Genomic DNA, 23,367 nt, shown 5'->3' on the forward strand with positions numbered 1-23,367 from the left:
GCCGCATATCGGCTGGCGACAGGAATGCAAGCCGCCGGGCCCGCAACATGGTTACTCTTTGGTAAGCCATGCTGGCTAGAGCAACGCCGATGGACAAAGGCTCGATCACCTTGTGCCTCGTGGCATTGCTCGCGATATTGATGGTTGCGGCGGCGATCAGCGACCTTCGCTCGCGCACCATCTCGAACCGCCTCAATTCTGCAATCGCACTGTTCGCTATCCCCTTCTGGTTGGTGAGCGGGCTCGCGCTATGGCCCGACGTGCCGATCCAGTTCGGCGCTGCGCTGGCGGTCTTCCTCGTCTTTGTCGGCCTGTTCGCGGTCGGCGCGATGGGCGGCGGTGACGTGAAAATGATCGGCGCGGTGATGCTGTGGATCCCGCTACCGCTCTTTATGCCAACCTTGACCGTCATGGCGATCGCGGGCGGCATCCTGTCAGCGATCATGCTCGTCCGTATCAAGATGCGACCGTCCGACACGCCGGTCGAGGTTCCCTATGGAGTCGCCATCGCCGCTGCGGGGGTTTGGGCACTTCACCAACAATATTTTAACCAGTTTCAGGCTATCGGTTCGACCTGAGGGCAAGCACCGCCGTTTCCGGTTGGTGTTAGGAGGCGAAAAATCGTCATGGATACGCGAAAGATAATGCTGATCGTCGGCGCGCTGGTGATTGCCATTGGCGCTGCATTCGGGGTCAACCAGATAATGCGTGGGGCATCGACACCGGAGGCCCGCGCTGCGGCAGCCCCTGACATCACTGGTCCGCTGATCCTCGTTGCGACACGGCCGCTGCCGGTCGGCACGATCATCGGCCCCGACAGCTTCCGCTATCAACCCTGGCCCAAGGAACTGGTCGAGAACGCCTACTTCCTGAAAGACAAATCCGACGCCCAGACCCTGGTCGGGACCGTCGTGCGCCATCCGATCACCGCAGGCCAGCCGCTGACGCAAGGCGCGCTCGTGCATCCCAATGATCGCGGTTTCCTCGCCGCGGCGCTCGGCGCCGGCATGCGCGCCGTGACCGTCAAGGTTTCTCAGGAGCAAGGCGTCGCCGGCTTCGTCTTTCCGGGCGACCGGGTTGATGTGGTGCTGTCGCAGACGATCGAGGTCAAGGAAGGCGGCGCCTATCCCGACGACCAGCTTTTCACCGCCGAAACGATCGTCCGCAATGTTCGCGTGCTCGCCACCGACCAGCGTTTCAATGCCGAGGATGAAACCGGTAAAACTCCGGTGAACACCTTCAGTTCGGTCACGCTCGAAGCGACGCCCGAGATCGCCGAGCGGATCGCAGTCGGCCAGAACATGGGGAAATTGTCGTTGGCACTACGTCCGCTGGCCGAAAGCACCGGCGATCTCGACGCCGCTATCGCATCGGGTGACGTGAATGTTCCTGCGAAAGGCGGCACCGCTGCCGAACGCAAGATGCTGGCCGATGTCACCAACCGACCGACTGCGGGCCGCTCGTCGGCAACCACCGGCGGGGACGTTTCGCGCTTCTGGGTTCCGGTCAGCGGCCGGGGACCGCTTACCCGGCCCACGCTGTTGCAGCAGCCGTCGGGTGGCGGGAGCGCCGTGCCGGCCGTCCGCAGCGGACCCGTCGTTCGCGTGACACGCGGCGAAAAGGTGACCGAAGTTCCGGTGGGGGGCAAGTAAGATGAACAGCAAACCCGATTTCAAGGCCGCCGCGCTCGCGCGCACCCTGGCCATCGGCCTGATGGCCGCCACCCTGGCTTGGGCCCCCTCGGGGCCCGCTTCGGCCCAGGCCGTCCAGAACGCCAGCAGCAGCATCGAATTATCGGTCGGCCGCGGCCGCCTGATCAGCCTTCCCGCGTCGATGAGCGACGTCTTCGTCGCGAACGACGCGGTGGCCGATGTGCAAATTCGTTCGAGCCGCCAGCTTTACATCTTTGGCAAGACGCCGGGTGAAACCAGCATCTACGCCACTGATGCCAGCGGCCGGGTCGTCTATTCGACCGTCGCGCGGGTCGGCAACAATATCGAGACGATCGACCAGATGCTGTCGCTGGCGATGCCGGATGCCAGCATCGCATCGAACGCAATGAACGGTTTCATCCTGCTAACCGGGACCGTTCAATCGCCCGACGACGCGGCCGAGGCGGAGCGCCTTGTCCAGGCGTTCGTCGGCGAACAGACCAAAGTCCTGTCGCGCCTGCGCACCGCCACGCCCCTACAGGTCAACCTGCAGGTCCGCATCGCCGAAGTGAACCGCACTTTGGTCAAGGAAATCAGCGGCAATGTGGCATCGCGCGACCGCGACGGCCCGTTTGGCAACGGCTTCCTCGGCAACATCGTTCGCGGCCGCCCTGCCGGCACGATCACTTATGGCGCCGATGGCAGCACCAGCTATAATATCACCACGCCCACGGGTACGAACAGCCTCGCCGCCGCCGGACGCCTGTTCGGGCTCGACCTGATCGCATCGCTCGACATTGGCGAGCGTTCGGGGATGGTCGTCACCCTCGCTCAGCCGAACCTGACCGCGATTTCGGGTGAGACCGCCGACTTCCTGGCCGGCGGCGAATTCCCGATCCCGATCCCCGGCAACTTCGCCGGCACGACGATTGAATATCGTCAATATGGCGTCAGCCTGGCCTATACGCCGACAGTCTTGTCGAACGGCCGTATCAGCCTGCGCGTCCGTCCCGAAGTGTCGGAACTGTCGACCGAAGGCGCGATCCAGATGCAGGGATACCAGATCCCGGCCCTCACCGTTCGCCGGGCCGAGACGACCGTCGAACTCGGCTCGGGCGAAAGCTTCATGATCGCCGGCCTGATGAACAACCGTTCGATCGGCGCCATCGACAAGATCCCCGGCCTTGGCGACGTGCCCATCCTTGGCATGTTGTTCAAGTCGGACAGCTTCCGTCGCGGTGAAACCGAGCTGGTGATTGTCGTGACCCCCTATCTGGTGCAGCCGGTGTCGGCAAACGACATCAAACTTCCGACCGACGCCTTCCAGGTCGCGAACGACGCCGACCGGCTTCTGGGCAGCCAGGAAAGCGACGGCGTCACCGGCGGCGACCGCCCGAAGCCACGGCTCGACACGTCACCCGGCGATGCCGACCGACTGCGCAGCGGCACCGATGTGTCGCCGGGTTTCAGCATCAAAAAATGACGCGCTGGTTTCGAGGAGCAAAGTGATGAACAAAATCGCAACCTGGACAATATTGGCGCTGGCAACCTCGCTTGCCGGATGTGCCAACGGCACAGCCACCAGCAATCGCAGCCTGGATTCGGTCCATCAACCGATCGTGCGTAACGCCACCTATCAGTTCGACGTTGCCGCTGGCGACGGCGACCTCGCACCGAGCGAACAGGCCCGTTTGCAAGACTGGCTCAATGCCATGGGCGCGCGTTACGGCGACCGTATCGCGATCGAGGATCCCGCAACCTATGGCGCCAGTGCGGCGCAGGCGACGGTTCGGCAGATGGTCGAGCGGCGCGGCCTGCTTTTGAGCCGGGATGTCCCCGTCACCACCGGCGCGGTCCCCTCAGGTCATTTGCGCGTGATCATCACCCGCGCATCGGCCCACGTACCGGGATGCCCCGACTGGTCGAGCTCATCGTCGATCAATCTCGCCAATGCGACCTCGGCCAATTTTGGCTGCGCGGCGAACAGCAACCTCGCGGCGATGGTTGCCGACGCCAATGACCTGATCAAGGGCGCACGCAACGAAACCTATGACCCGTCCGCTGCGACCCGGCCGATCAAGACCTATCGTGAAAAGCCCCAGACCGGGGCGAGTCAGTTGAAGGTCGAAGAAACCAATGGAGGCGGCAAGTGAACGCTCCTTTTAAAACCGCGGGGCTGCGCGATCCGTTCAACGCCTTTGTGTGCGACGAAGACACGCTGGAGCTGATGCGCGTCGCGGCCGCCGACATGGGATGGCCGACCGAAAAATGTAACAAGGGCGGACTGCGCAATGCCGTCCAGTCGCTGTCGGTTTCGGCGAGCCCGAACATCCTGTTCGTCGACATGTCTGAATCGGGTGATCCGATTAACGATATCAACGCCCTCGCCGAAGTTTGCGAACCCGGCACCGTCGTCATCGCGGCGGGACAGGTCAACGACGTCCGGCTGTACCGCGACCTCCTGTCGAGCGGTATCCAGGACTATCTTCTGAAGCCACTGTCGCTCGACCAGGTCCGCGAATCGCTGACCATGGCGCAAGCGATGCTCACGGCGCCGAAACATGCCGATATGCACGACGACAAGCCGCACCATATGATGGCGGTCGTCGGCGTGCGAGGCGGGGTCGGGGCATCGCTCGTCTCGACGTCGCTGGCCTGGGCGATGAGTGAACAGGCGGGTCGGCAGACCGCGCTGCTCGATCTCGACGTTCATTTCGGGACCGGTGCATTGACGCTCGACCTCGAACCGGGGCGCGGACTGATCGACGCGATCGACAACCCCAGCCGTATCGACGGCCTGTTCATTGAACGCGCGATGGTGCGGGCATCTGACAAGCTCAGCCTGTTATCGGCCGAAGCCCCAATCCACCAACCGGTGATGACCGATGGTTCGGCATTTTTCCAGCTCGAGGAAGAATTGCGCAACGCGTTCGAGATGACGATCGTCGATATCCCGCGTCAGGTGCTGATCCCCTTCCCTCATCTGGCCTCGGAAGCGGGCACGATCATGCTGGTTACCGATGTAACGCTCGCCGCAGCGCGCGATACGATCCGCCTGCTGTCCTGGTTCAAGCAAAATGTGCCGGGCGCCCGCGTCGTGCTGGTTGCAAACAAATTCCAGAACAGCATCGGCGAACTGTCGCGCAAGGAATTTGAATCGTCGATCGAGCGCCAGATCGACATCGTCATTCCCTTCGACCCGAAAATGGTCAGCCAGGCGGCAAAGCTCGGCAAATCCTATGCCGAAATCTGCAAGGGCACAAAGTCCGGTCAAGTGTGGACCAACTTGATGCGGATCGTCCTCGACGGCGCCGATATTGAAGCCGAAGCGGCGCCGGTCACGGCCAAGCGCAAATCGGGCGGATCCTTGCTCGGCAAGCTGGGCGGTATCGGCGGCATGATGGCGAAAAAAGGCGTGAAGCAAGGGTGATAGTTCGGCCGGAACCGTCCGGCCGGAACCTCTTTGCCCAACCCAAGCGGGACAAATGGCGACCATGAACCTGTCAGTGATCCTTATCATCAGCGCCGCCTTTTTGGCGTTTTCGCTGCTCGTGATTCTCCTCGGCGGGCCGTCGGTGGGCAAGGCCAAGGCACGGCGACTCTCCATGCTCAAGGATCGGCATGCGGCGTCCACCGAGGCCGTCGTCGCGGCCCAGATGCGCAAGACCATCCAATCCGCCGGAAACGCGGGCAACAGCCAGATTTCCAGTCTGATGCCGCGCCGCGATTTGATGGAATTGCGATTGCGGCGAACCGGCAAGAGCTGGACCGTTAGCCAGTATATGTTCGGCGCGATGGGGCTGTTCGTCCTTGTCACCGGCGGGTTACTCGTGTCGCGCGCACCCGTGATGCTCGCCGGCATGCTCGGTCTGCTCGCGGGGGTTGGGCTGCCCCATGTCGTCGTCAGCCAGCTGATCAAAAAACGCGTCGCGCGGTTCAACACCCGCTTTCCCGATGCAATCGACCTTCTGGTCCGCGGCTTGCGGTCGGGTCTGCCGGTCACCGAAACCTTTCAGGTCGTGAGCCAGGAAATGCCCGGCCCCGTCGGCGAGGAATTCAAGGGTGTCGTCGAGCGCATCCGTATCGGCAACACGATGGAAGCCGCACTGCAGGAAACGGCTGCCATGCTGGCCACGCCAGAATTCCAGTTCTTCTGCATCACGATTGCGATCCAGCGCGAAACGGGCGGGAACCTGGCCGAAACGCTCGCCAATCTGTCGGACGTCCTCCGCAAACGCGCGCAGATGAAATTGAAAATCCGGGCCATGTCATCAGAAGCCAAAGCGTCGGCCTATATCGTCGGCTCGCTTCCCTTCTTCGTGTTCGCGATGGTGTGGATGATGAACCCGGTTTATCTGGCAGGCTTCTTCTCCGAAGAGCGGCTGATGATCGCCGGCGCCGGCGGGCTGGTGTGGATGAGCATAGGCGTGTTCATCATGTCGCGCATGATCAGCTTCGAAATCTGAAGGCAGCAAACCCATGAACAGCAGCCTCCTTTTCGCCGCCTTTACGGGAACCAAGGCCGGCCCGACGATCTTCGGCATCGACATCATCTGGATAGGCACCATGATGGCCGCGGTCGGCGTGTTCGCCGTGCTTGTCGCCATCTATGGCGCATTGACCGTCCGCAACCCGATGACAAAAAGGGTCAAGGCGCTGAATGAACGTCGCGAACAGCTGAAAGCCGGGATCACCGCCTCCACTGCAAAGCGACGTGCCAAGCTGGTCCGGAAAAATCAGACCGCCGACAAGATGCGTACCGTCCTTGGCCGATTGCAGGTCCTGCAGGACAGCCAGATCAAGGAGGTCCAGCAAAAGCTGGCGCAGGCCGGCATCCGGTCAAAAGATCTGGCGGTTGCCGTGATTTTTGGCCGGATGGTGCTGCCGATCCTGTTTGGCTGCACCGTCGCCTTTCTGATTTACGGCGTTGAAATGTGGCCCGACCTGTCGCCCATCAAGCGTTCGGGTGCAACGATGGCGGCGCTCATCCTCGGCTATAAAGCGCCCGACCTGTTTGTTGAGAACAAGCGCACCAAGCGCACCGACGCGATTCGCAAGGGCCTTCCCGATGCACTCGATCTGCTCGTCATCTGCGCCGAGGCCGGCCTGACCGTCGATGCCGCCTTCAGCCGTGTCGCCAAGGAACTGGGCCGCGCCTATCCCGAACTGGGCGAGGAATTCGCGCTCTCATCGATCGAGCTGGGTTTTCTGACCGAACGGCGACAGGCGTTTGAAAACCTCGCCTATCGCGTCAATCTGGAATCAGTGAAGGGCGTTGTCACGACGCTGATCCAGACCGAAAAATACGGCACCCCACTGGCCTCGGCCTTGCGCGTGCTGTCGGCCGAATTCCGCAACGAACGCATGATGCGCGCCGAAGAAAAGGCCGCACGTCTGCCCGCCATCATGACGGTGCCTCTGATCCTGTTCATCCTGCCGGTGCTGTTCATCGTCATTCTTGGCCCCGCGGCCTGCACGCTCAGCGATGCGATGTCCTCGGGTGCGATGTCGGGCGGCAAGGGTTGATCAAGGCGGGCAGGTTTTAGCCCGCCCGCCCTGACATCATTCTACCTGCTGCTCGATCGCGCCGAAAATGCTGTGGTGGCGGTCATCATCCATCCAGATACGGACCCGGTCGCCCTTTTGCATGAAGGGCGTTTTCGCCTCGCCGTTCCGGATGGTTTCAACCGTACGCACTTCGGCGAGACAGCAATAACCCAGTCCGCCTTCGCTGATCGGCTTGCCCGGACCGCCGTCCGCGTCGCGGTTCGACACCGTGCCCGACCCGATGATCGTTCCCGCCCCCAGACTGCGCGTCTTCGCCGCATGGGCGACAAGCGCGCCGAAGTCGAACGTCATATCGACCCCCGCGTCGGCGCGGCCCAGCGGTTCGCCATTCAGGTCAACGCACAGGGCGCCGTGCAGCTTGCCATCCTTCCACCGGTCGCCAAGCGCATCGGGGGTGACGAACACCGGCGACATCGCGCTCGACGGCTTCGACTGGAAAAAACCGAAACCCTTTGCCAGTTCGCCCGGGATCAGCCCCCGCAGCGATACGTCGTTGGTCAAGCCGACGAGCAGGATATGGTCGCGCGCCGCGACCGCATCAATACCGGCAGGTACATCGCCGGTCACGACGACGACCTCGGCCTCCATGTCACAGCCCCACGCGGGGTCGGCGAGCGGGATCGGATCGCGCGGCGCCAGAAAGGCATCGCTGCCGCCCTGATACATCAGCGGATCGTGCCAGAAACTGTCGGGCATGTCGGCACCCCGCGCCCGCCGTACCAGTGCGACATGATTCACATAGGCGCTGCCGTCGGCCCATTGATAGGCGCGCGGCAGCGGCGACGCGGCGTCACGCTCATGGAAACGATCCTTGGGAATCGCATCATGATTAAGATCTTCGGCAAGTACGGCGAGTCGCGGTGCAGCATAAGCCCAATTGTCGAGCGCGGCCTGCAGGGTCGGACTGATATGCGTGGCATCGGCGCACCAGGCAAGATCATCCGAAACGACAACAAGCCGACCGTCGCGGCTCTGCTTCAGTGAAGCTAGTTTCACACATTGTCCTTTGTCTGCGATGCGGTCGACGCCATCATCACCAGAGAAGGAAGCGATGATCAGCGCGGCATCTGGATCGATGCGAAACAGGTAAAGCCGCTCTGCCCCGCCTGCAAGCGCCGTATATATTGCAGATAGGCCTGCGACTGCTTGTAGGAGGTGCCGGGCAACGTCTGCCCGCGAAACGCAAGTTTTACTTCCTCGCCAGTAAATGGCCGCGACGCGCCCGGAAACGCACCCTTTGTCCCCGGCGGAACCAGTTTGCCATTGGTGTCGATAAACTTGCCCGCGCCCGTCGGGCCGGGAACCGGAATCTGGCAGTTCATCACCGACACGGCCGCCTGCGCAAATGCCGGACGGATCGTCAGCGCCGCTGATACCCCAACCGCGCCCAATGCGAGCATTGCGCGGCGCGAGGGAATGGCTTCGCTATTTTCCGGGTCGTTTTCGACCGGGATGTCACTGTTTTCCATGGATGGCGCATAACCCAATGAAGCGAACAGGAAAAGCAAAAGACCATCACCGCCGTGCGCCATCCCGCCTTGGGACATTCGCCAGCCACTTGTTAACCGCAGCAAACCGCCTTGCGGTTACCGGCGCTTCGTGCGAGGCCGAACGCGATGTTCGATCGTCTATCCAGCCTGGTCATCGCGCTGACGCTGGTCGCTGTCGCGGCCATTTTTGCCGCACTTGCCGGCGGTGACGCGCTGACGATCGCCATATTGACCGTTGCTGGTACCGCGGCGGCCGCGATTGTCCATGCCGCCCTGCCCACCTCGCTCCCCGAGCCGGGCGGAGAGCCCCCGTATCCACCGGCCGAGCCACAGCAACTGTCGCTGCTGCGCCATCCCGATTTCGCTCGCTGGGCCGACCAGGAAAAGGAACCGCTGCTCGGCACCGCGGACAATATCGTGACCATCGCCAATGATGCTGCGATCAAGCTGCTCGGCCGCCATATCGTCGGCGCCGACATTCGCACCGCGATCCGTCACCCCGCCGCAACCGGGTCGCTGTTACAGGCCGACGCGACGACGCCGATGCGGACAATCGACCTCATCGATTATCCGCGCCCCGGTCAGCGCTGGACGATGCGGATCGCTGCACTATCGGGAACCGAGCGAATCATCTTCCTGACCGATCGCTCGGTGATCGATGCCTCCGACCGGATGCGTTCAGACTTCGTTGCCAATGCCAGCCACGAACTGCGCACCCCGCTCGCTGCGATATTGGGCTATGTAGAGACGCTGCAGGACATGAATGCCGAGGCTGACGCCCCCGTTCGCCACCGCTTCCTGTCGATCATCGAGCGCGAGGCCGGACGGATGCAACAGCTCGTCCTCGACTTGCTATCTATCTCGCGCGTCGAGGCCGACCGCTTCCGGCGCCCGACTACTCCCGTCGATCTGGGGACAATCGTGCGGCACACGATCGGACAGTTGCGTGACAGCGAACATCCGCGCGCCAAGGACATCGCACCGAGACTAAGCGATGGCCCCTATCCGATGCTGGGTGACGAGGCGCAGTTGGGACAACTCACGCACAATATCATTTCGAACGCGATGAAATATGGCCGCGCGGACACCCCGGTGACCGTCGAACTGGTCCGCGAAGGCCACCGTGCGCGCCTGTGTGTCATCGACGAAGGCGACGGCATCGCCCCCGATCACATCCCGCGCCTGACCGAGCGCTTCTATCGCGTCGATGAGGCGCGGAGCCGTTCGGTCGGGGGCACCGGCCTCGGCCTCGCGATCGTGAAGCATATCAGCGAGCGCCACCAGGGGCAGCTCGATATAGAAAGCGAATTGGCCAAGGGGACGCGGGTGTCGGTGACCTTTCCGATCACCTGCGAAGCCTAAGACGCCCCTTATCCTTGGCGCTTTGCGCGGCGACGGCGCGCGTAAATCAACCCGCCGACACCCAGTGCGAACAGCCCGAACATGCCCGGTTCAGGGATAGGCGTCGCGCCGCCCGAACTCGAACCACTGCCACCCGACGAAGAACCGCCGCCCGGCGGCCGGATATCGCCGCCGTTATAGGTGCCGATGTGCATCTCGCCATTCTGCTTCAGATTGCCGAACACCGCCGAGCCCTGGATATAATTGCCCGTCTGCGCATCGGCGTGCGGCGCCAGCACCGATCCGCCCCACGCCGTCGTCAGCTTCAACTCTTCGGCATCGGGGAAGTTCCAGATGACATTCTCACCCAGATTGTTGGTGCCGCCGAGAAAATTGTCGTTCAGGGTGATCTTCTGACCCGTGACATTGACGATCGCAGTTTTCGCGCCGTTGAGGTTGAACTGGATCTCGCCGATCTTGTCGAGGTCGGCCGCGGTGATGTTGAACACTGCCATCCCGTCGCTATTGGGCTGGGCGTTGAAAACACCGCGATTGCCCTGCGTCACGAACTTGCTGTTCGACGTCAGCGTGCCCATGTCGAAGGACAGGCTCGCCATGCTGCTGCTCAATTGGCTCTTTTGCTGTTGCAGCCCGACGGTGAAACTGGGGTCGCTTTTACCGAGCCCCGATACGACCGTATTTTGATTGACGTTGGTGTTGCGAATGTCGCCGCCGACCTTCACCGTCTGCGTCGAGCCATTGAGATTGAAGCCGCTGTTCACGTTGCCGCCGACGATCGCACCCGAACCATTGTTGAGATTTTTGTGTCCGCCATTGACGTTCCCGACCACGGTCAGCCCGGGGGTGCCGTTCGGCGACACAGGCAGTGGGCGGATACTATAGTTGGACGAATTGCCGGTCAGGTTTCCACCGACAAAAGTGCGCCCTTCAACCTCGGACGACGACTCCAGATTTCCCAGAACCACAAGATTCCATTCGCGCAGCGCATCGATGCCGATGATCGGGGCTCCCGACTGTGCAAGCGCGGGCAAGGACACCGCCGACAACGCAAGAGCGGCGACCGGGGCAAACGAACGAAGAGCAAAAGACACTGTGATACGCCTGTAATTAATGGGAAAAGCCATCATAGCTGGACCGCGCCCATAGCCGATTGCGCCCCGTTTGGCCACGGCCACCGCGTCCCGTTTTGAAACAGAGGATATTCAGGCGATCGTATCGAGCAACTCGCCAAGCTTCCCGAACATCTCGTCGATCTCAGCCTTTTCGACGATCAGCGGCGGCGACAGCGCGATGATGTCGCCGGTCGCGCGGACGAGCAGGCCGTTGTCGAAACAGGCGTGGAACAGCTCCATCGCGCGCGCTGTCGGAGCGTCGGGACGCGGCGCAAGCTCGATTCCCGCGACCAGTCCGATTGTACGGATATCGATGACATGGCGCTGCCCCTTCAGGCTGTGCGCGGCATCCTCCCAATAGGCGGCAAGCCCATTTGCCCGGTCGAACAGGCCGTCGCGCGCATAAAGGTCGAGCGTCGCGATCCCGGCAGCGCTCGCCAGCGGATGCCCCGAATAGGTATAGCCGTGAAACAGCTCGATCCCGCCTGGCATGCTTTCGACCACCGCGTCGTGCAGTTCGCGCTTCACCGCCACCGCGCCCATCGGCACCGCAGCGTTGGTCAGCCCCTTCGCCATCGTAATGATATCGGGCGTCACGCCCCACTGCCCCGCCGCAGTCGCGCCGCCGACGCGGCCAAAGGCGGTGATCACCTCGTCGAAGATCAGAATGATGCCGTGGCGATCGCAAATCTCGCGCAAGCGGCGAAGATAGCCGACTGGCGGCACGAGCACACCGGTTGATCCCGCCATCGGCTCGACGATCACCGCCGCGATCGTGTCGGCGCCGTGCAGGTCGACGAGGCGCTGGAGGTCATCGGCCAGCTCGGCACCATGCTGCGGGAAGCTGCGCGAAAAGGCGTTGCGCGCAATATCATGGGTGTGCCGCATATGATCGGCACCGGGCAGTCCGCCGCCAAAGGTCCGCCGATTGGTGACGATCCCGCCGACGCTGATCCCGCCAAAGCCCGTGCCATGATAGCCGCGCTCCCGCCCGATCAACCGGGTACGCGTCCCCTGCCCCTTGGCACGCTGAACAGCAATCGCAATTTTCAGCGCCGTATCAACCGATTCGGAGCCGCTGTTGGTGAAGAAAATCCGGTCGAGCCCCTCGGGCATCAGTCCTGCGAGCCGTTGCGCAAGCTCAAACGGCAGCGGATGGCCAAGCTGGAAGGTCGGCGCGAAGTCGAGCGTGCCAGCCGCCCTGGCAATCGCCTCGGTGATTTCGGGGCGGCAATGGCCCGCGTTGCTGCACCAAAGTCCCGACGTACCGTCGAGGATCGTTCGTCCGTCGCTGCTTTGATAATGCATCCCGCTCGCCGACACGAGTTGGCGCGGATTCGCCTTGTACGAACGGTTGGCGGTAAAGGGCATCCAAAAAGACGCCAGCGGATCATTTTCACCCTTCACCACAGTCTCTCCCAATCGGCCCGATCCCGCATAGTGACGGGCCACCAACGCGCTGACAATGGCGAAAATGGCCGAAACTTGCCCCTCTGGCGCTTCCCTTCACTTCACGATAGGCTGCGTCATCCACAACAGGGCCGGATCCCCGGCCCAATCGGGGGCGCATGTCAGTCAATCTGGAACAATGGATCAGCGAACATAATATCGACGAGGTCGAATGCATCGTCCCCGACATCAACGGGGTCCAACGCGGCAAGGTGCTGCCCGCCAAGAAGTTCCTGTCCTCGGTAAAGGACAAGTCGCTACGCATCCCGGGCAGCGTCTTCATCTGCACGATCGACGGCCATTATCCCGAAGATATCGACGATATCTGGGACAAGGACCCCGACAAGATTTTGATCGCCGACCCTAGCACCATCTGCGTCGCGCCGGGCTTCAAATCGCCGACCGCCTTCGTCATCGCTGACGTCCTAAATCGCGATGGCAGCGAGGTCGATATCGCGCCGCGCACGATCCTGAAAAAAGTGCTGGCGCTCTATGCCGACAAAGGCTGGCGCCCCATCATCGCGCCTGAGGTCGAATTCTACCTCGTGTCGCAGAACACCGACCCGGATTTCCCGCTGACCCCGCCGACCGGCGAGTCCGGGCGCAGCGAGAGCGCGAGCCAGCCCTATGGGCTGGAGGCGATGAACGAATATGAGGACATTATTGACCATATCTACGACGATTGCGAGCTGATGGGGCTCGACATCGACACGATGATCCATGAAATGGGCGCCGCACAACTAGAGGTGAACTTCATCCACGGCGACCCGCTACGCCTCGCCGACGAGGTATTCCTGTTCAAGCGCGCGGTGCGCAACGTCGCCAAGCAGCACGATGTCTATGCGACCTTCATGGCAAACCCGATGGCGGGCCAGCCCGGCAGCGCGATGCACATCCACCAGTCGGTTGTCGATGCCGACACTGGCCGCAACCTCTTCGCGACCGCCAACGGCCGCGATAGCGCGCTGTTCCGCAGCTATGTCGCCGGCCTCATCCGCTTTATGCCACAAATCTCGCCGATGTGGGCGCCCAATGTGAACAGCTTTCGCCGCATGCGCCCCGACAGCGCCGCGCCGATCAACGTTCAGTGGGGCGAGGATAACCGCTCGTGCGGCTTTCGCATCCCGATCGCCGACCGCAATAATCGCCGCGTCGAAAACCGCCTGCCCGGTGCTGACAGCAACCCCTATCTCGCGATCGCTGCCTCGCTGGTGTGCGGCTACATCGGCATGGTTGACCGCATGGTACCGCCAAAGCCGATTACCGGTAGCGCCTACAACCGCGCGCGCACCCTGCCGCGCACCCTCGAAGCCGCGCTCGACCGCTTCAGTTCGTGCAAGAAAGTCCGCAACCTGCTCGGCGATGATTTCTTCGAAATCTTCTTCGCGGTGAAGGATTATGAGCTGTTCAATTACCAGTCGGTCGTGTCGAGCTGGGAACGCGAACATCTGTTGATGCGGGTCTGAGCGCCTCGCGCCATGACCGATCCGCTTGCTAACAGCTACTATGCGGCGACCGCACATCCGTGGACGGTGCCCGCGGGCATAGAGGCGGAGTATGCATGCGATGTTGTTGTCATTGGTGGCGGCTTCACCGGCTTGTCGGCCGCTCTTGCCTGTGCGGAGCGGGGCTTTTCGGTAATTCTGGTCGAGGCGGAAAAGGTCGGCTTCGGCGCATCGGGACGCAACGGCGGGCAAATGATTCCCGGTCTTCGCTGGTCAGCTTCCGAGCTCGAAACCGAATTCGGTGAAGAGCGTGCAACCGCTCTGTTCGATCTCTGCTGGCGCGACAATCCCGTTAAAGCCCGGATCGCGAAACATGGCATCGACTGTGATTTCAAGATCGGACATCTGGAAGCCGCGTGGACGCCGAAGGACTTTAACGGCCTACGGCGCGAAGCTGATTACCTGGCGAAGCGCTACGGCTATGAAACCGATGTGATCACAAGGGCCGGAATGGGCACTCATATCGCAAGCCCGCTTTATCACGGCGGCATCCACGACACGCACGGCGGCCATTTTCATCCTCTCAACTACGCTATTGGTTTGGCTAAAGCAGCCGAAGCGTCCGGTGTACGAATCCTTCAGGGACAGCGAGCAAACTGGATCCTCGACGGAGACCCGGGCGAATTGTTCCTCGGCGATGCGACAATTGAAGCACGTTATTTCATAGACGCCACCGACAGCTGGATCGGCGACCTTGAACCCGACCTCGGCCGCTACACCGTCCCGATCATGAACTACAATATTGCAACCGCGCCGTTGCCCGATGCCGACGACCTGCTCCCGAGCGATGCCGCAGTCGCCGATAGCCGTTTCGTCCTCAACTATTTCCGCCTGTCGGCCGACAAGCGACTGATCTTCGGCGGCGGCGAACGCTATTCGCAAACCCCTCCGCGCGACATTGCCGCCTTCGTCCGGCCGTTCATGACACAAGTCTTCCCGCAGATTGCCGACGTCAAGATCGACTACGGCTGGGGCGGGACGGTGGCGGTGACGATGAACCGACTGCCCCATATCGGGCGGCGCGGTAACATCTTTTTCGCACACGGCTTTTCAGGGCATGGCGCACTGACAACAACGCTCGCAGGCGAAGTGATCGCCGAGGCGATGGTGGGCACTGCCAAGCGTTTCGATGTCCTCGCGAACCTTCCCTCGCGTCCATTTCCCGGCGGACCATGGTTCAGACGGCCCCTCGCTACGCTGGGGCTGCTCTGGTATGCGCTTCGCGATCGGCTCGGTTGACCGGGATTTCAGGAGTATTTCGCATGTCGAAGTCATCGGGCATGATCGCCCCGCGTTCGGAGGCCGAGGCCTTTTTCAAAGCCAATCCCGACGTCGATTCGATCGAGATGATCTACACCGACTTTGGCGGCGTCCCGCGCGGCAAGCGGCTGCGCCAGCATGAAGTGCTCGCGGTATATGAAACCGGCCGCATGTTCCCCGGCTCGATCACCGTCGTCGATATCACCGGACAGGACACGATCGAAACCGGCCTCGTTTGGGAGGATGGCGACGCCGATCGCTCGATGAAACCGATCCCCGGAACGCTCGTCCGCACGCCATGGGGCGGCGATCATGCCGCACAATTCCTCGTCAGCTTCTACGAACTCGACGGCACACCGCACGACCTTGACCCGCGCCATGTGCTCGGCGGCGTCATCGACCGCTTCACCGCCGACGGGCTGACCCCGGTGCTCGCTGTCGAACTCGAATTCTACCTCGTCGATCCCCGTCGCGCCCGCGACGGATCGATCCGCCCCGCCCGCCCCGGCTACAACCGCGATACGCCGCGCAATGTCGAAGTCTATGGCCTGCGCGAACTTGACGACTTCCGCCCCTTCTTCGACGCGCTCTACGCCGCGACCGACGTGCAGGACCTGCCGCTTGAAAGCGCGATTTCAGAATTCGCTCCCGGCCAGTTCGAACTCACCTTGCGCCACAAACCCGACGCTTTGCGCGCCTGCGACGATGCGATCATGTACAAAAAGCTCGTGAAGGCGATCGCCCAGCAGCATGGGCTCGAGGCGACCTTCATGGCCAAGCCCTTCGCCGAACAGGCGGGCAGCGGCATGCACATCCATGTCTCGGTCAACGATGGCACGGGCAGCAATATCTTCGCGAGCGACGATCCCGAGGGCACCATCGCGCTGCGCCACGCGATCGGCGGGATGATCGGCAGCGTCGGCGACGGCTTCGCGCTCTTCGCGCCGCACGCGAACAGCTATCGCCGCTTCAAGGCGAACAGCTACGCCCCCGTCGCGCCGACCTGGGGCGTCAACAACCGTACCGTATCCTTCCGCATTCCGGCCGGCCCGCCCCCGAGCCGCCATGTCGAGCATCGCGCCTGCGGCGCCGACGCCAATCCCTATCTCGCGGTCGCGGCGGTGCTCGCGGGGATGCACAACGGCATGACCGGCGCGATCGATCCGGGTCCGGCGGTAGTCGGCAACGGCTATGACCGCGACGCCTCCGGCGACGACAAGCCGCCGTCGAACTGGTTCGCTGCGGTGAATCGTTTCCATGACTCTCGCCTGATGCGCGATTATCTGGGGGAGCGGTTCGTCGATATGTTCAGCATCGTGAAGCGGGTCGAACAGGATCGCTATTTCAGCGTCGTACCGACGCTCGATTACGACTGGTATCTGCGCAACGCATGAAAAGTACAAAGATTCGTGTTGCGGTGCAAAATAACCTCTTTCCAAGTCGCCTTTATTGAGTCAGCTTGACGTCATCATCAGGGAGACCGTCATGGATCTGAACGAACTGCTCGCGCAAGGCCGGAACCGCCGCTCGCTGCTTCAGTCCATGGGGGTGGCCGCAATCGGGATCAGCTTCGGCGGCCTCGCCGCCTGCAGCAAGGGCGAAGGCAAGAAACTCGCCAATGGTGAAGAAGCCAAGCTGAACTTCTACAATTGGGACACCTATATCGGCGAGACGACGCTCGACGATTTCAAGGGCGCAACCGGCGTCGAAGTCAAGATGGACCTGTTCGACAGCAACGACGTGCTGTTCGCCAAGTTCAAGGCCGGCAACCCTGGCTATGACGTCATTGTCCCGTCGAACGACTTTGTCGAACGCATGGCGCGCGCCGACATGCTCCAGACACTCGACCATGCGCAAATCCCGAACATCAAGAATATCGACCCGACCTTCATCGACGTCGATTATGACAAGGGGCGCAAATTTTCGATGCCCTACACCTGGCTGTCGCTGGGGATCGGCTATCGCAAGTCGAAGGTGAAGACGAAACCCGACAGCTGGAAAGTCCTGTTCGACAGCCCCGAATATGCCGGACGCATCTCTTGGCTGTCCGAAGCCGGCGACATGTTCCGCCTCTATGGGAAATATCTGGGCAAGTCGGTCAACGCACTGACCTCCGCCGACATCGCGACGATCGAAGCGATGATGATCAAGCAAAAGCCGCATGTGAAGAATTTCCACGTCGACGACGGTCAGGACCTGTTGCTGAAGGGCGATGTCGATCTGGTCCTCGAATATAATGGCGACATCGCGCAGGCGATGACCGAGGACGACGATATCGACTTCATCGTCCCCAAGGAGGGCAGCCAGCTCAATTCGGACAATCTGTGCATCCCGAAGGGCGCGCCGCATCCGAAAAATGCCCACGCCTTTATCAACTATATGCTCGATGCCGAGGTCGACAAGAAGATCACCGAAACGATCCTCTTCCCGACCCCCAATGCCGCGGCCAAGGCGCTGATGCCCGACAGTTACAAAAACAACCCGGTGATCTTCCCGCCCGCCGACGTGCTGGCGAAATGCGAATATGCGAAGTTCAATCCCGAATTGCAGCGCCTGTTCGAAGAGGCTTTCACCCGCGTCCGGGCGGCGTAGCGACCGGAAGGAGGGAGGCATCGGGGGGTGGCCGAACAGGACTGGAAAACCAGCAAGCGAACCTTCGCCGCAGTGTCGATACCGACGCTGTTCTGGGTCATCGTCTTTTTCCTCGTCCCGATGGCCATCGTCTGGCTCTATAGCTTCGGCGAGAACCGCGGACTGACCGACATCACAATCTCGGGCACGCTCGACAATTACAAGCGCGCGACCGAGTGGCTCTACATCACCATCTTCGCCAAGAGTTTCGCGGTCGCGGCGCTCGTCACGCTGATCTGCCTGATTATCGGTTTCCCGGTCGCGATGGCGATCACCTTCGCCAGCGAGAAGTGGCGACCGTGGCTGCTGCTCGGCATCATGCTGCCCTTCTGGACCAATTTGCTCATCCGCACCTATGCGCTGATGATGCTGCTCGGCACGCAAGGCTATGCGAACAAGGGTCTCGGCGCCTTGTGGGAAGGGACGAGCTGGCTCAAGACATTGGTCGGGCTGCAACCGCTGCCGACGTGGGAGCCGATGCAGCTGCTCTTCAACAATTTCGCGGTGGTGTTCGGGCTCGTCTATGTCCACCTGCCCTTCATGGTGCTGCCGCTCTACGCGGCGCTCGACCGGCTTGACCGCAGCCTGATCGAGGCAAGCCTTGATCTGGGTGCCGGGCATTTCCGCACGATCATGCGCATCGTCGTCCCGCTCGCTGCGCCGGGGATCATCGCCGGGGTGATGATCACCCTCATCCCCGCGCTCGGCGCCTATCTCACCCCCGATCTGATGGGCGGGACCGACAGCCAGATGATCGCCAATGTGATCGAGCGCCAGTTCAAGAAGGCGAATGACTGGCCGTTCGGCGCCGCGCTCTCCTTCCTGCTCATCTATGCGATGTTCATCCTGATCGCGCTGCAATCGATGCGCCGAAAAGTCCCGGAGGTGAACTGATGGCACTGTTCGCCCGTACCCCGCGCGCGCCGCTCGAATATAGCCGCACCCTGTGGATGCGCCTCTGGGTCGGCGTGGTGATGCTGTTTCTCTACGCGCCACTGTTCGTGCTGATGATTTTCAGCTTCAACGACAGCAAGCGCAACGTCGTGTGGCGCGGCTTCACGACCAAATATTATGAAAAAGCGTTCGCCAACGATCAGCTGGTCGAGGCGCTGGTCAACTCGCTGACCATCGCCGCGCTCGCGACGGTTGCGAGCCTCGTCCTCGGCGCGGTAGCCGCGGTGATGCTGTGGCGCTTTCGCTTTCCGTTCAAGGGCGCGATCGACGGCGCGATCTCGCTGCCGATCATCGTCCCCGAAATCTGCCTTGGCGTCGCTTTCCTGATGTTCTTCTCGGCGATCGACTGGCCGACAGACCTCGTCTGGCCGTTCAACCTCGGCGCGATCACCATCGCGCACATCACCTTCTGCTTCCCCTTTGTGACGATGGTCGTGCGATCGCGGCTCGCGACCTTCAACCGCGAGCAGGAGGAGGCAGCAAAGGATCTGGGTGCGAATGAGTGGCAGGTATTCCGCGACGTACTGATTCCGCACATCAAGCCGGCGCTGGTCGCCGGGGCGCTGTTGTCCTTCACGCTCAGCCTCGACGATTTCGTCATTACCTATTTCACCAGCGGTCCCGACACGATCACCTTCCCGGTCAAAGTCTATTCGATGGTCCGTTTCTCGGTAACGCCCGAGGTGAACGCCGCCTCGACCATCCTGATCATCCTGACCGTCATCCTGACCGCCGCCGCGCTGAAGTTTCAGGGCGTGAAGGCCATTGCAGAAACCCATTGACCATGACCGACACCGCGCGCCCGATCATCCAGATCCAGAATGTCTCCAAACGCTTTGGCAAGGTGACTGCGGTCGATGATGTCAGCCTCGACATTCTGGCGGGCGAATTTTTCGTCCTCCTCGGCCCCTCGGGCTGCGGCAAGACGACCCTGCTGCGGATGATCGCGGGATTCGAGCTGCCATCCGAAGGCAAAATCCTGATCGACGGACAGGATATGGCGGGGATTCCGCCGAACAAGCGGCCCGTGAACATGGTGTTCCAAAGCTATGCGGTGTTTCCGCATATGAGCGTCGCCGACAATGTCGCTTACGGCCTGAAAATTGCGGGTGTGAAAGGCGGCGAGGCAAAGGATCGCGTCGCCGAGGCGCTCGAGCTGGTCAAGCTCGGTGGCTTCGAAACGCGCATGCCCGACCAGATGTCGGGCGGCCAGCGCCAGCGCGTTGCACTCGCGCGCAGCCTGGTGATGCGGCCCAAGGTGCTGCTGCTCGACGAACCGCTGTCGGCGCTCGATGCGAAACTCCGCGCGCAGATGCAGTTCGAGCTGTCGGAATTGCAGGAGAAAGTCGGCATCACCTTCGTCACTGTCACCCATGATCAGGACGAGGCGCTATCTATGGCGTGCCGCATCGCCGTCATCAACAAGGGTGACGTGGCGCAGCTCGCGACCCCATCGGATCTCTACGAATATCCCGCCAACCGCTTCGTTGCCGATTTCGTCGGGTCGGTGAATATCTTCGAGGGCAAGCTGACCCTCGACGATCCCGACAAGGCGGCGGTCGATTGTCCGGGGCTGGGCAAAGTCTATCTCAACCACGGCGTCACCGGCCCGCACGGCGCCGATGTGTGGATCGCGCTGCGCCCCGAGAAAATCTATCTCCACGTTCCGGGCGAAGGCAAAGCAGTCAGGGCGGCGGCGCTGGACGCCCCCGACGGCTATAATTTCGCGCGCGGCAAGATCAAAGGGATGAGCTATCTCGGCGACATCACCTTGTTCGAGATCGAGCTGGAATCGGGCGCGCGCATCCGCGTGTCACGCCCCAACCTGTCGCGCCACGACCAGGAGGATTTCACCTGGGACGACAAGGTCAGCATGCACTGGCGTGCCGATAGCCCGGTGGTTTTGCTGGGGTAGCTTCGTGCAATCGCTGGATTTAACTGCACCAGAAATACTGGTCACGCGGGTCGAATTCGGCGCGCGCGACCCCGACACCCTGCCCGACGCGGTGCTTCGGTTCTGTAATTGGTGCCTCGAAGAAGCGCGGCTGGTCCGGGAAGACGTCCAGCCGGACGCATGGTTAATCTATCACGCCAGCTTCTACATCGGACAGGTCAAAAACGGGGGCCACGGCCAGTTCGCCGGCAATTCAGAAATGAAGCCGGACGTGTTGAACGATATCGAAGCCGGACTCGACAAGCTCGAACTCAAAAACCTGCTCGCCATCTTTCGACGGTTCAGGAACAGGTTAGACAGAGACCCAGACTTGGCGAGGGTAGTCATCGATGGCGCTGGCTTTGGCGATATTCCGGACACGATCAGTGAATTGGACGATGCGTTCCATAACTCATCGGACCCCGACCGCTTTTCCCGGCAGGCAACGAACTGGTTGAGACAGGCATCCACTGTGCTTGCATTGACTCCGCGGGCGCTTCGGGCGCGTCAAAAGGCGATCATGGCCGGCAACGCATTGCCGAACCGGCAACGCATGACCAGAACCCCACAATCGCCGTGGATGCGGCTGACCAATTTTGCAGCCCGTCTTCGGGAAAAGGCCGCCGCGCCACGTCCCGACGAAACGATCTTCGATCAAAAACTGCGCAGCATTGCGGCGGATCGGCCCCGGGAGTGGCAAATCAGCGATATACAGGGGGCTCTGATTCTGGATGTCTATCCGGCTGTCGCCGATGAAGACCATGAACGGATCGATAAGATATTCGCCGGGTTTCGCGACCTCCATGCTCACTACCGGATCAGTTCGACTGAACGCTGGCCCGACACCATCCGGATGTACGCGTCCAAGCTGCTCTATGCCGGCGAACGGCTGGGCCGACCCGACCTGCTTGAGCAAGCGGCAGACGCCTTCGGACAAACCATCGCGACAGGCGCAATCTACAAATATGACGCCGGCTTCGATTGGCGCTCTCTCGGCCAGTCGCTCGTCCAGCTTGGGCGACTTTGCGAAAGTCACCTGCCGGGCGTGCGGGAGGCCGTGGATGCGTTTACTAACGCCTTGGCGGCGGACGCCTCTCGACCCGATCTTTACGGCTGTCGGGTGCGCAGCATCCTTGGCCGCGCGGAGGCACATCTCGTCCTCGCAGCGAACGGCGGCGGCGCGGAACAACTCGACGCAGCACGCGATGCGCTGTTGGAAGGTCGGCCACTCCTTCGACCTGACGACCGGAATCGTTGGGGCGTGGTCAATGCCGAACGGCTATCCCTGTTGCCGCCCGCCAAAGTTCCCGCGCGGGAGCGCGCGAGCGCCGTACGCCAATTGGATATCGCAATCACTTGGGAAACAGAGAATGATGGCGGCGATCAGGCGAACCCTCTTCGCCTGCAGCGTCTTCGACGGCTATTGATCCTGCTGGAAAGAGAGCAGCCGGGCATCGTGAACGCCTAAGTACGAGCGTCAGCCCGCAAACTTTCGCGGGGTCAGTGTGCCGCCTTTTTGCCCGGCAGCAGGTGCAGCACAGCAACAACAATGCCGCCGAGCGCCAACCCGAACACCCCCGCGCCACCAGCGTTGATCAACCATTCCCACACGCCAGCGCCGGGCAAATTGCCCGCGACGGCATGCGCGAAATCATGGAGGCCGTGGCCGATGTTGCCGATGCGATATTCGTCGAGGCCGTGGATGAAGATCTGGCCGCCAACCCACAACATCGCCGCAGTGCCGATCACCGCGAGCGCCGCCAGCAGCTTGGGCATGAAATCGACAAGCCCGCGCCCGATCGCGCGCCGCGCGCGATTGCCTTCCTTCGCCATATGCAGGCCGATATCGTCCATCTTCACAATCAGCCCGACAACGCCATAGACCGCGATGGTGATCGCAACCGCGACCACTGCGAGCGTTGCGGCGCGCATCGCGAAATGTTCGTCGATGACTTCGTTGAGCGCGATCACCATGATTTCGGCCGAGAGGATGAAATCGGTCCGCACCGCGCCCTTCACCATCGCCTCCTCATGATCCTGGTCGGCGACGATTGCAGCGTCCTCGGCGAGGGTCGTCTTGTCCTTTTGCAACGAATGCAGCACCTTTTCGGCACCCTCGAAGCACAGATAGGCGCCGCCGATCATCAACAGCGGAGTGATCGCCCAAGGCACGAAGGTCGACAGCAGCAGCAGCGCCGGCAGGATCAGCACCAGCTTGTTGAAAATCGACCCCTTGGTGATCCGCCAGATGATCGGCAGCTCGCGGTCGGGGTTGAAGCCGGTGACATAGCGCGGGGTGACCGCCGTATCGTCGACCACGACCCCCGCAGCCTTCACCCCCGCCTTCGACGCGGCGGCGCCAATATCGTCGATGCTCGCCGCCGCGACCTTGGCAATCGTCGCGATATCATCGAGCAAGGCAAAAAGGCCTGAAGGCATAGGGGGTTGAGC

21 protein-coding genes are annotated in these 23,367 nt (G+C 61.9%); 16 read left to right on the top strand and 5 right to left on the bottom strand.

Features of this window, described 5'->3' with window-relative positions; translation table 11 throughout:
* Window positions 1-89: 89 nt before the first annotated feature.
* The 7 genes from AC1RRJ_RS08610 (at window position 90) to AC1RRJ_RS08640 (ending at window position 7,178) form a co-directional block, all read left to right on the top strand.
* Complete coding sequence (locus AC1RRJ_RS08610) at window positions 90-578, top strand: A24 family peptidase (RefSeq protein ID WP_493121471.1); 489 nt, start codon at window positions 90-92, stop codon at window positions 576-578.
* A gap of 48 nt (window positions 579-626) precedes the next feature.
* Window positions 627-1,652, top strand: coding sequence for a Flp pilus assembly protein CpaB (cpaB, locus tag AC1RRJ_RS08615; protein WP_493121473.1), 1,026 nt, complete (start codon window positions 627-629; stop codon window positions 1,650-1,652).
* A 1-nt stretch (window position 1,653) separates the two neighbouring features.
* Complete coding sequence (locus AC1RRJ_RS08620; RefSeq protein WP_493121476.1) at window positions 1,654-3,135, top strand: type II and III secretion system protein family protein; 1,482 nt, start codon at window positions 1,654-1,656, stop codon at window positions 3,133-3,135.
* Window positions 3,136-3,160: 25 nt separating this feature from the next.
* The gene (locus AC1RRJ_RS08625) at window positions 3,161-3,805 is read left to right on the top strand and encodes a CpaD family pilus assembly protein (protein ID WP_493121478.1); all 645 of its coding nucleotides are present in this window, start codon (window positions 3,161-3,163) and stop codon (window positions 3,803-3,805) included.
* Window positions 3,802-5,082: a CpaE/TadZ family protein gene (locus AC1RRJ_RS08630; protein ID WP_493121480.1), complete on the top strand. Its 1,281-nt coding sequence runs from the start codon at window positions 3,802-3,804 to the stop codon at window positions 5,080-5,082. Before AC1RRJ_RS08625 ends, AC1RRJ_RS08630 begins: the two co-directional genes overlap by 4 nt.
* Window positions 5,083-5,146: 64 nt before the next feature.
* Window positions 5,147-6,118: a type II secretion system F family protein gene (locus AC1RRJ_RS08635; protein ID WP_493121820.1), complete on the top strand. Its 972-nt coding sequence runs from the start codon at window positions 5,147-5,149 to the stop codon at window positions 6,116-6,118.
* 13 nt (window positions 6,119-6,131) lie between these two features.
* Window positions 6,132-7,178, top strand: coding sequence for a type II secretion system F family protein (locus AC1RRJ_RS08640; RefSeq protein ID WP_493121483.1), 1,047 nt, complete (start codon window positions 6,132-6,134; stop codon window positions 7,176-7,178).
* 36 nt (window positions 7,179-7,214) lie between these two features.
* Here the strand turns inward: AC1RRJ_RS08640 and AC1RRJ_RS08645 are convergent, their stop codons facing one another.
* Together AC1RRJ_RS08645 and AC1RRJ_RS08650 are read right to left on the bottom strand one after the other, a co-directional pair.
* On the bottom strand, window positions 7,215-8,216 hold the full coding sequence (locus AC1RRJ_RS08645; protein ID WP_493121486.1) for a fumarylacetoacetate hydrolase family protein: 1,002 nt from the start codon (window positions 8,214-8,216) through the stop codon (window positions 7,215-7,217).
* Window positions 8,217-8,275: 59 nt separating this feature from the next.
* The gene (locus AC1RRJ_RS08650) at window positions 8,276-8,689 is read right to left on the bottom strand and encodes a hypothetical protein (protein WP_493121489.1); all 414 of its coding nucleotides are present in this window, start codon (window positions 8,687-8,689) and stop codon (window positions 8,276-8,278) included.
* Window positions 8,690-8,836: 147 nt separating this feature from the next.
* Here AC1RRJ_RS08650 and AC1RRJ_RS08655 point away from each other — a divergent pair, with 147 nt between their 5' ends.
* Window positions 8,837-10,072 (top strand): ATP-binding protein, encoded by a 1,236-nt coding sequence (locus tag AC1RRJ_RS08655; RefSeq protein ID WP_493121491.1) that lies wholly within the window; start codon window positions 8,837-8,839, stop codon window positions 10,070-10,072.
* A gap of 8 nt (window positions 10,073-10,080) precedes the next feature.
* On the opposite strand, the gene AC1RRJ_RS08660 is transcribed toward AC1RRJ_RS08655, so the two are convergent.
* Together AC1RRJ_RS08660 and aptA are read right to left on the bottom strand one after the other, a co-directional pair.
* A complete protein-coding gene (locus tag AC1RRJ_RS08660; RefSeq protein ID WP_493121822.1) occupies window positions 10,081-11,196 on the bottom strand; it encodes a choice-of-anchor A family protein in 1,116 nt (371 codons plus the stop codon).
* Between the two features lie 78 nt (window positions 11,197-11,274).
* Complete coding sequence (gene aptA, locus AC1RRJ_RS08665; protein WP_493121494.1) at window positions 11,275-12,636, bottom strand: omega-aminotransferase AptA; 1,362 nt, start codon at window positions 12,634-12,636, stop codon at window positions 11,275-11,277.
* 116 nt (window positions 12,637-12,752) lie between these two features.
* Here aptA and AC1RRJ_RS08670 point away from each other — a divergent pair, with 116 nt between their 5' ends.
* From AC1RRJ_RS08670 to AC1RRJ_RS08705, 8 genes are all read left to right on the top strand, one after another.
* On the top strand, window positions 12,753-14,099 hold the full coding sequence (locus tag AC1RRJ_RS08670; RefSeq protein WP_493121496.1) for a glutamine synthetase family protein: 1,347 nt from the start codon (window positions 12,753-12,755) through the stop codon (window positions 14,097-14,099).
* 12 nt (window positions 14,100-14,111) lie between these two features.
* On the top strand, window positions 14,112-15,377 hold the full coding sequence (locus AC1RRJ_RS08675) for an NAD(P)/FAD-dependent oxidoreductase (RefSeq protein ID WP_493121498.1): 1,266 nt from the start codon (window positions 14,112-14,114) through the stop codon (window positions 15,375-15,377).
* Window positions 15,378-15,400: 23 nt separating this feature from the next.
* Window positions 15,401-16,792 carry a glutamine synthetase family protein gene (locus AC1RRJ_RS08680; protein ID WP_493121501.1) on the top strand — a complete coding sequence of 464 codons (1,392 nt, stop codon included), beginning with the start codon at window positions 15,401-15,403 and terminating at the stop codon, window positions 16,790-16,792.
* A gap of 91 nt (window positions 16,793-16,883) precedes the next feature.
* Window positions 16,884-17,990, top strand: a complete 1,107-nt coding sequence (locus AC1RRJ_RS08685) for an ABC transporter substrate-binding protein (RefSeq protein ID WP_493121504.1) — start codon at window positions 16,884-16,886, stop codon at window positions 17,988-17,990.
* A 27-nt stretch (window positions 17,991-18,017) separates the two neighbouring features.
* On the top strand, window positions 18,018-18,923 hold the full coding sequence (locus tag AC1RRJ_RS08690) for an ABC transporter permease (RefSeq protein ID WP_493121506.1): 906 nt from the start codon (window positions 18,018-18,020) through the stop codon (window positions 18,921-18,923).
* Complete coding sequence (locus tag AC1RRJ_RS08695) at window positions 18,923-19,765, top strand: ABC transporter permease (RefSeq protein WP_493121509.1); 843 nt, start codon at window positions 18,923-18,925, stop codon at window positions 19,763-19,765. The genes AC1RRJ_RS08690 and AC1RRJ_RS08695 overlap by 1 nt, the downstream gene beginning before the upstream one ends.
* A gap of 2 nt (window positions 19,766-19,767) precedes the next feature.
* Entirely contained in the window at window positions 19,768-20,898 is a 1,131-nt protein-coding gene (locus tag AC1RRJ_RS08700) for an ABC transporter ATP-binding protein (protein ID WP_493121512.1), read from the top strand.
* Window positions 20,899-20,902: 4 nt separating this feature from the next.
* Window positions 20,903-22,384, top strand: coding sequence for a DMP19 family protein (locus AC1RRJ_RS08705; RefSeq protein ID WP_493121515.1), 1,482 nt, complete (start codon window positions 20,903-20,905; stop codon window positions 22,382-22,384).
* 32 nt (window positions 22,385-22,416) lie between these two features.
* Here AC1RRJ_RS08705 and AC1RRJ_RS08710 read toward each other — a convergent pair whose 3' ends face one another.
* Complete coding sequence (locus AC1RRJ_RS08710; RefSeq protein ID WP_493121517.1) at window positions 22,417-23,355, bottom strand: DUF808 domain-containing protein; 939 nt, start codon at window positions 23,353-23,355, stop codon at window positions 22,417-22,419.
* Window positions 23,356-23,367: the final 12 nt, after the last annotated feature.

This window comes from Sphingopyxis sp. GW821-FHT12C06, from assembly GCF_058807415.1.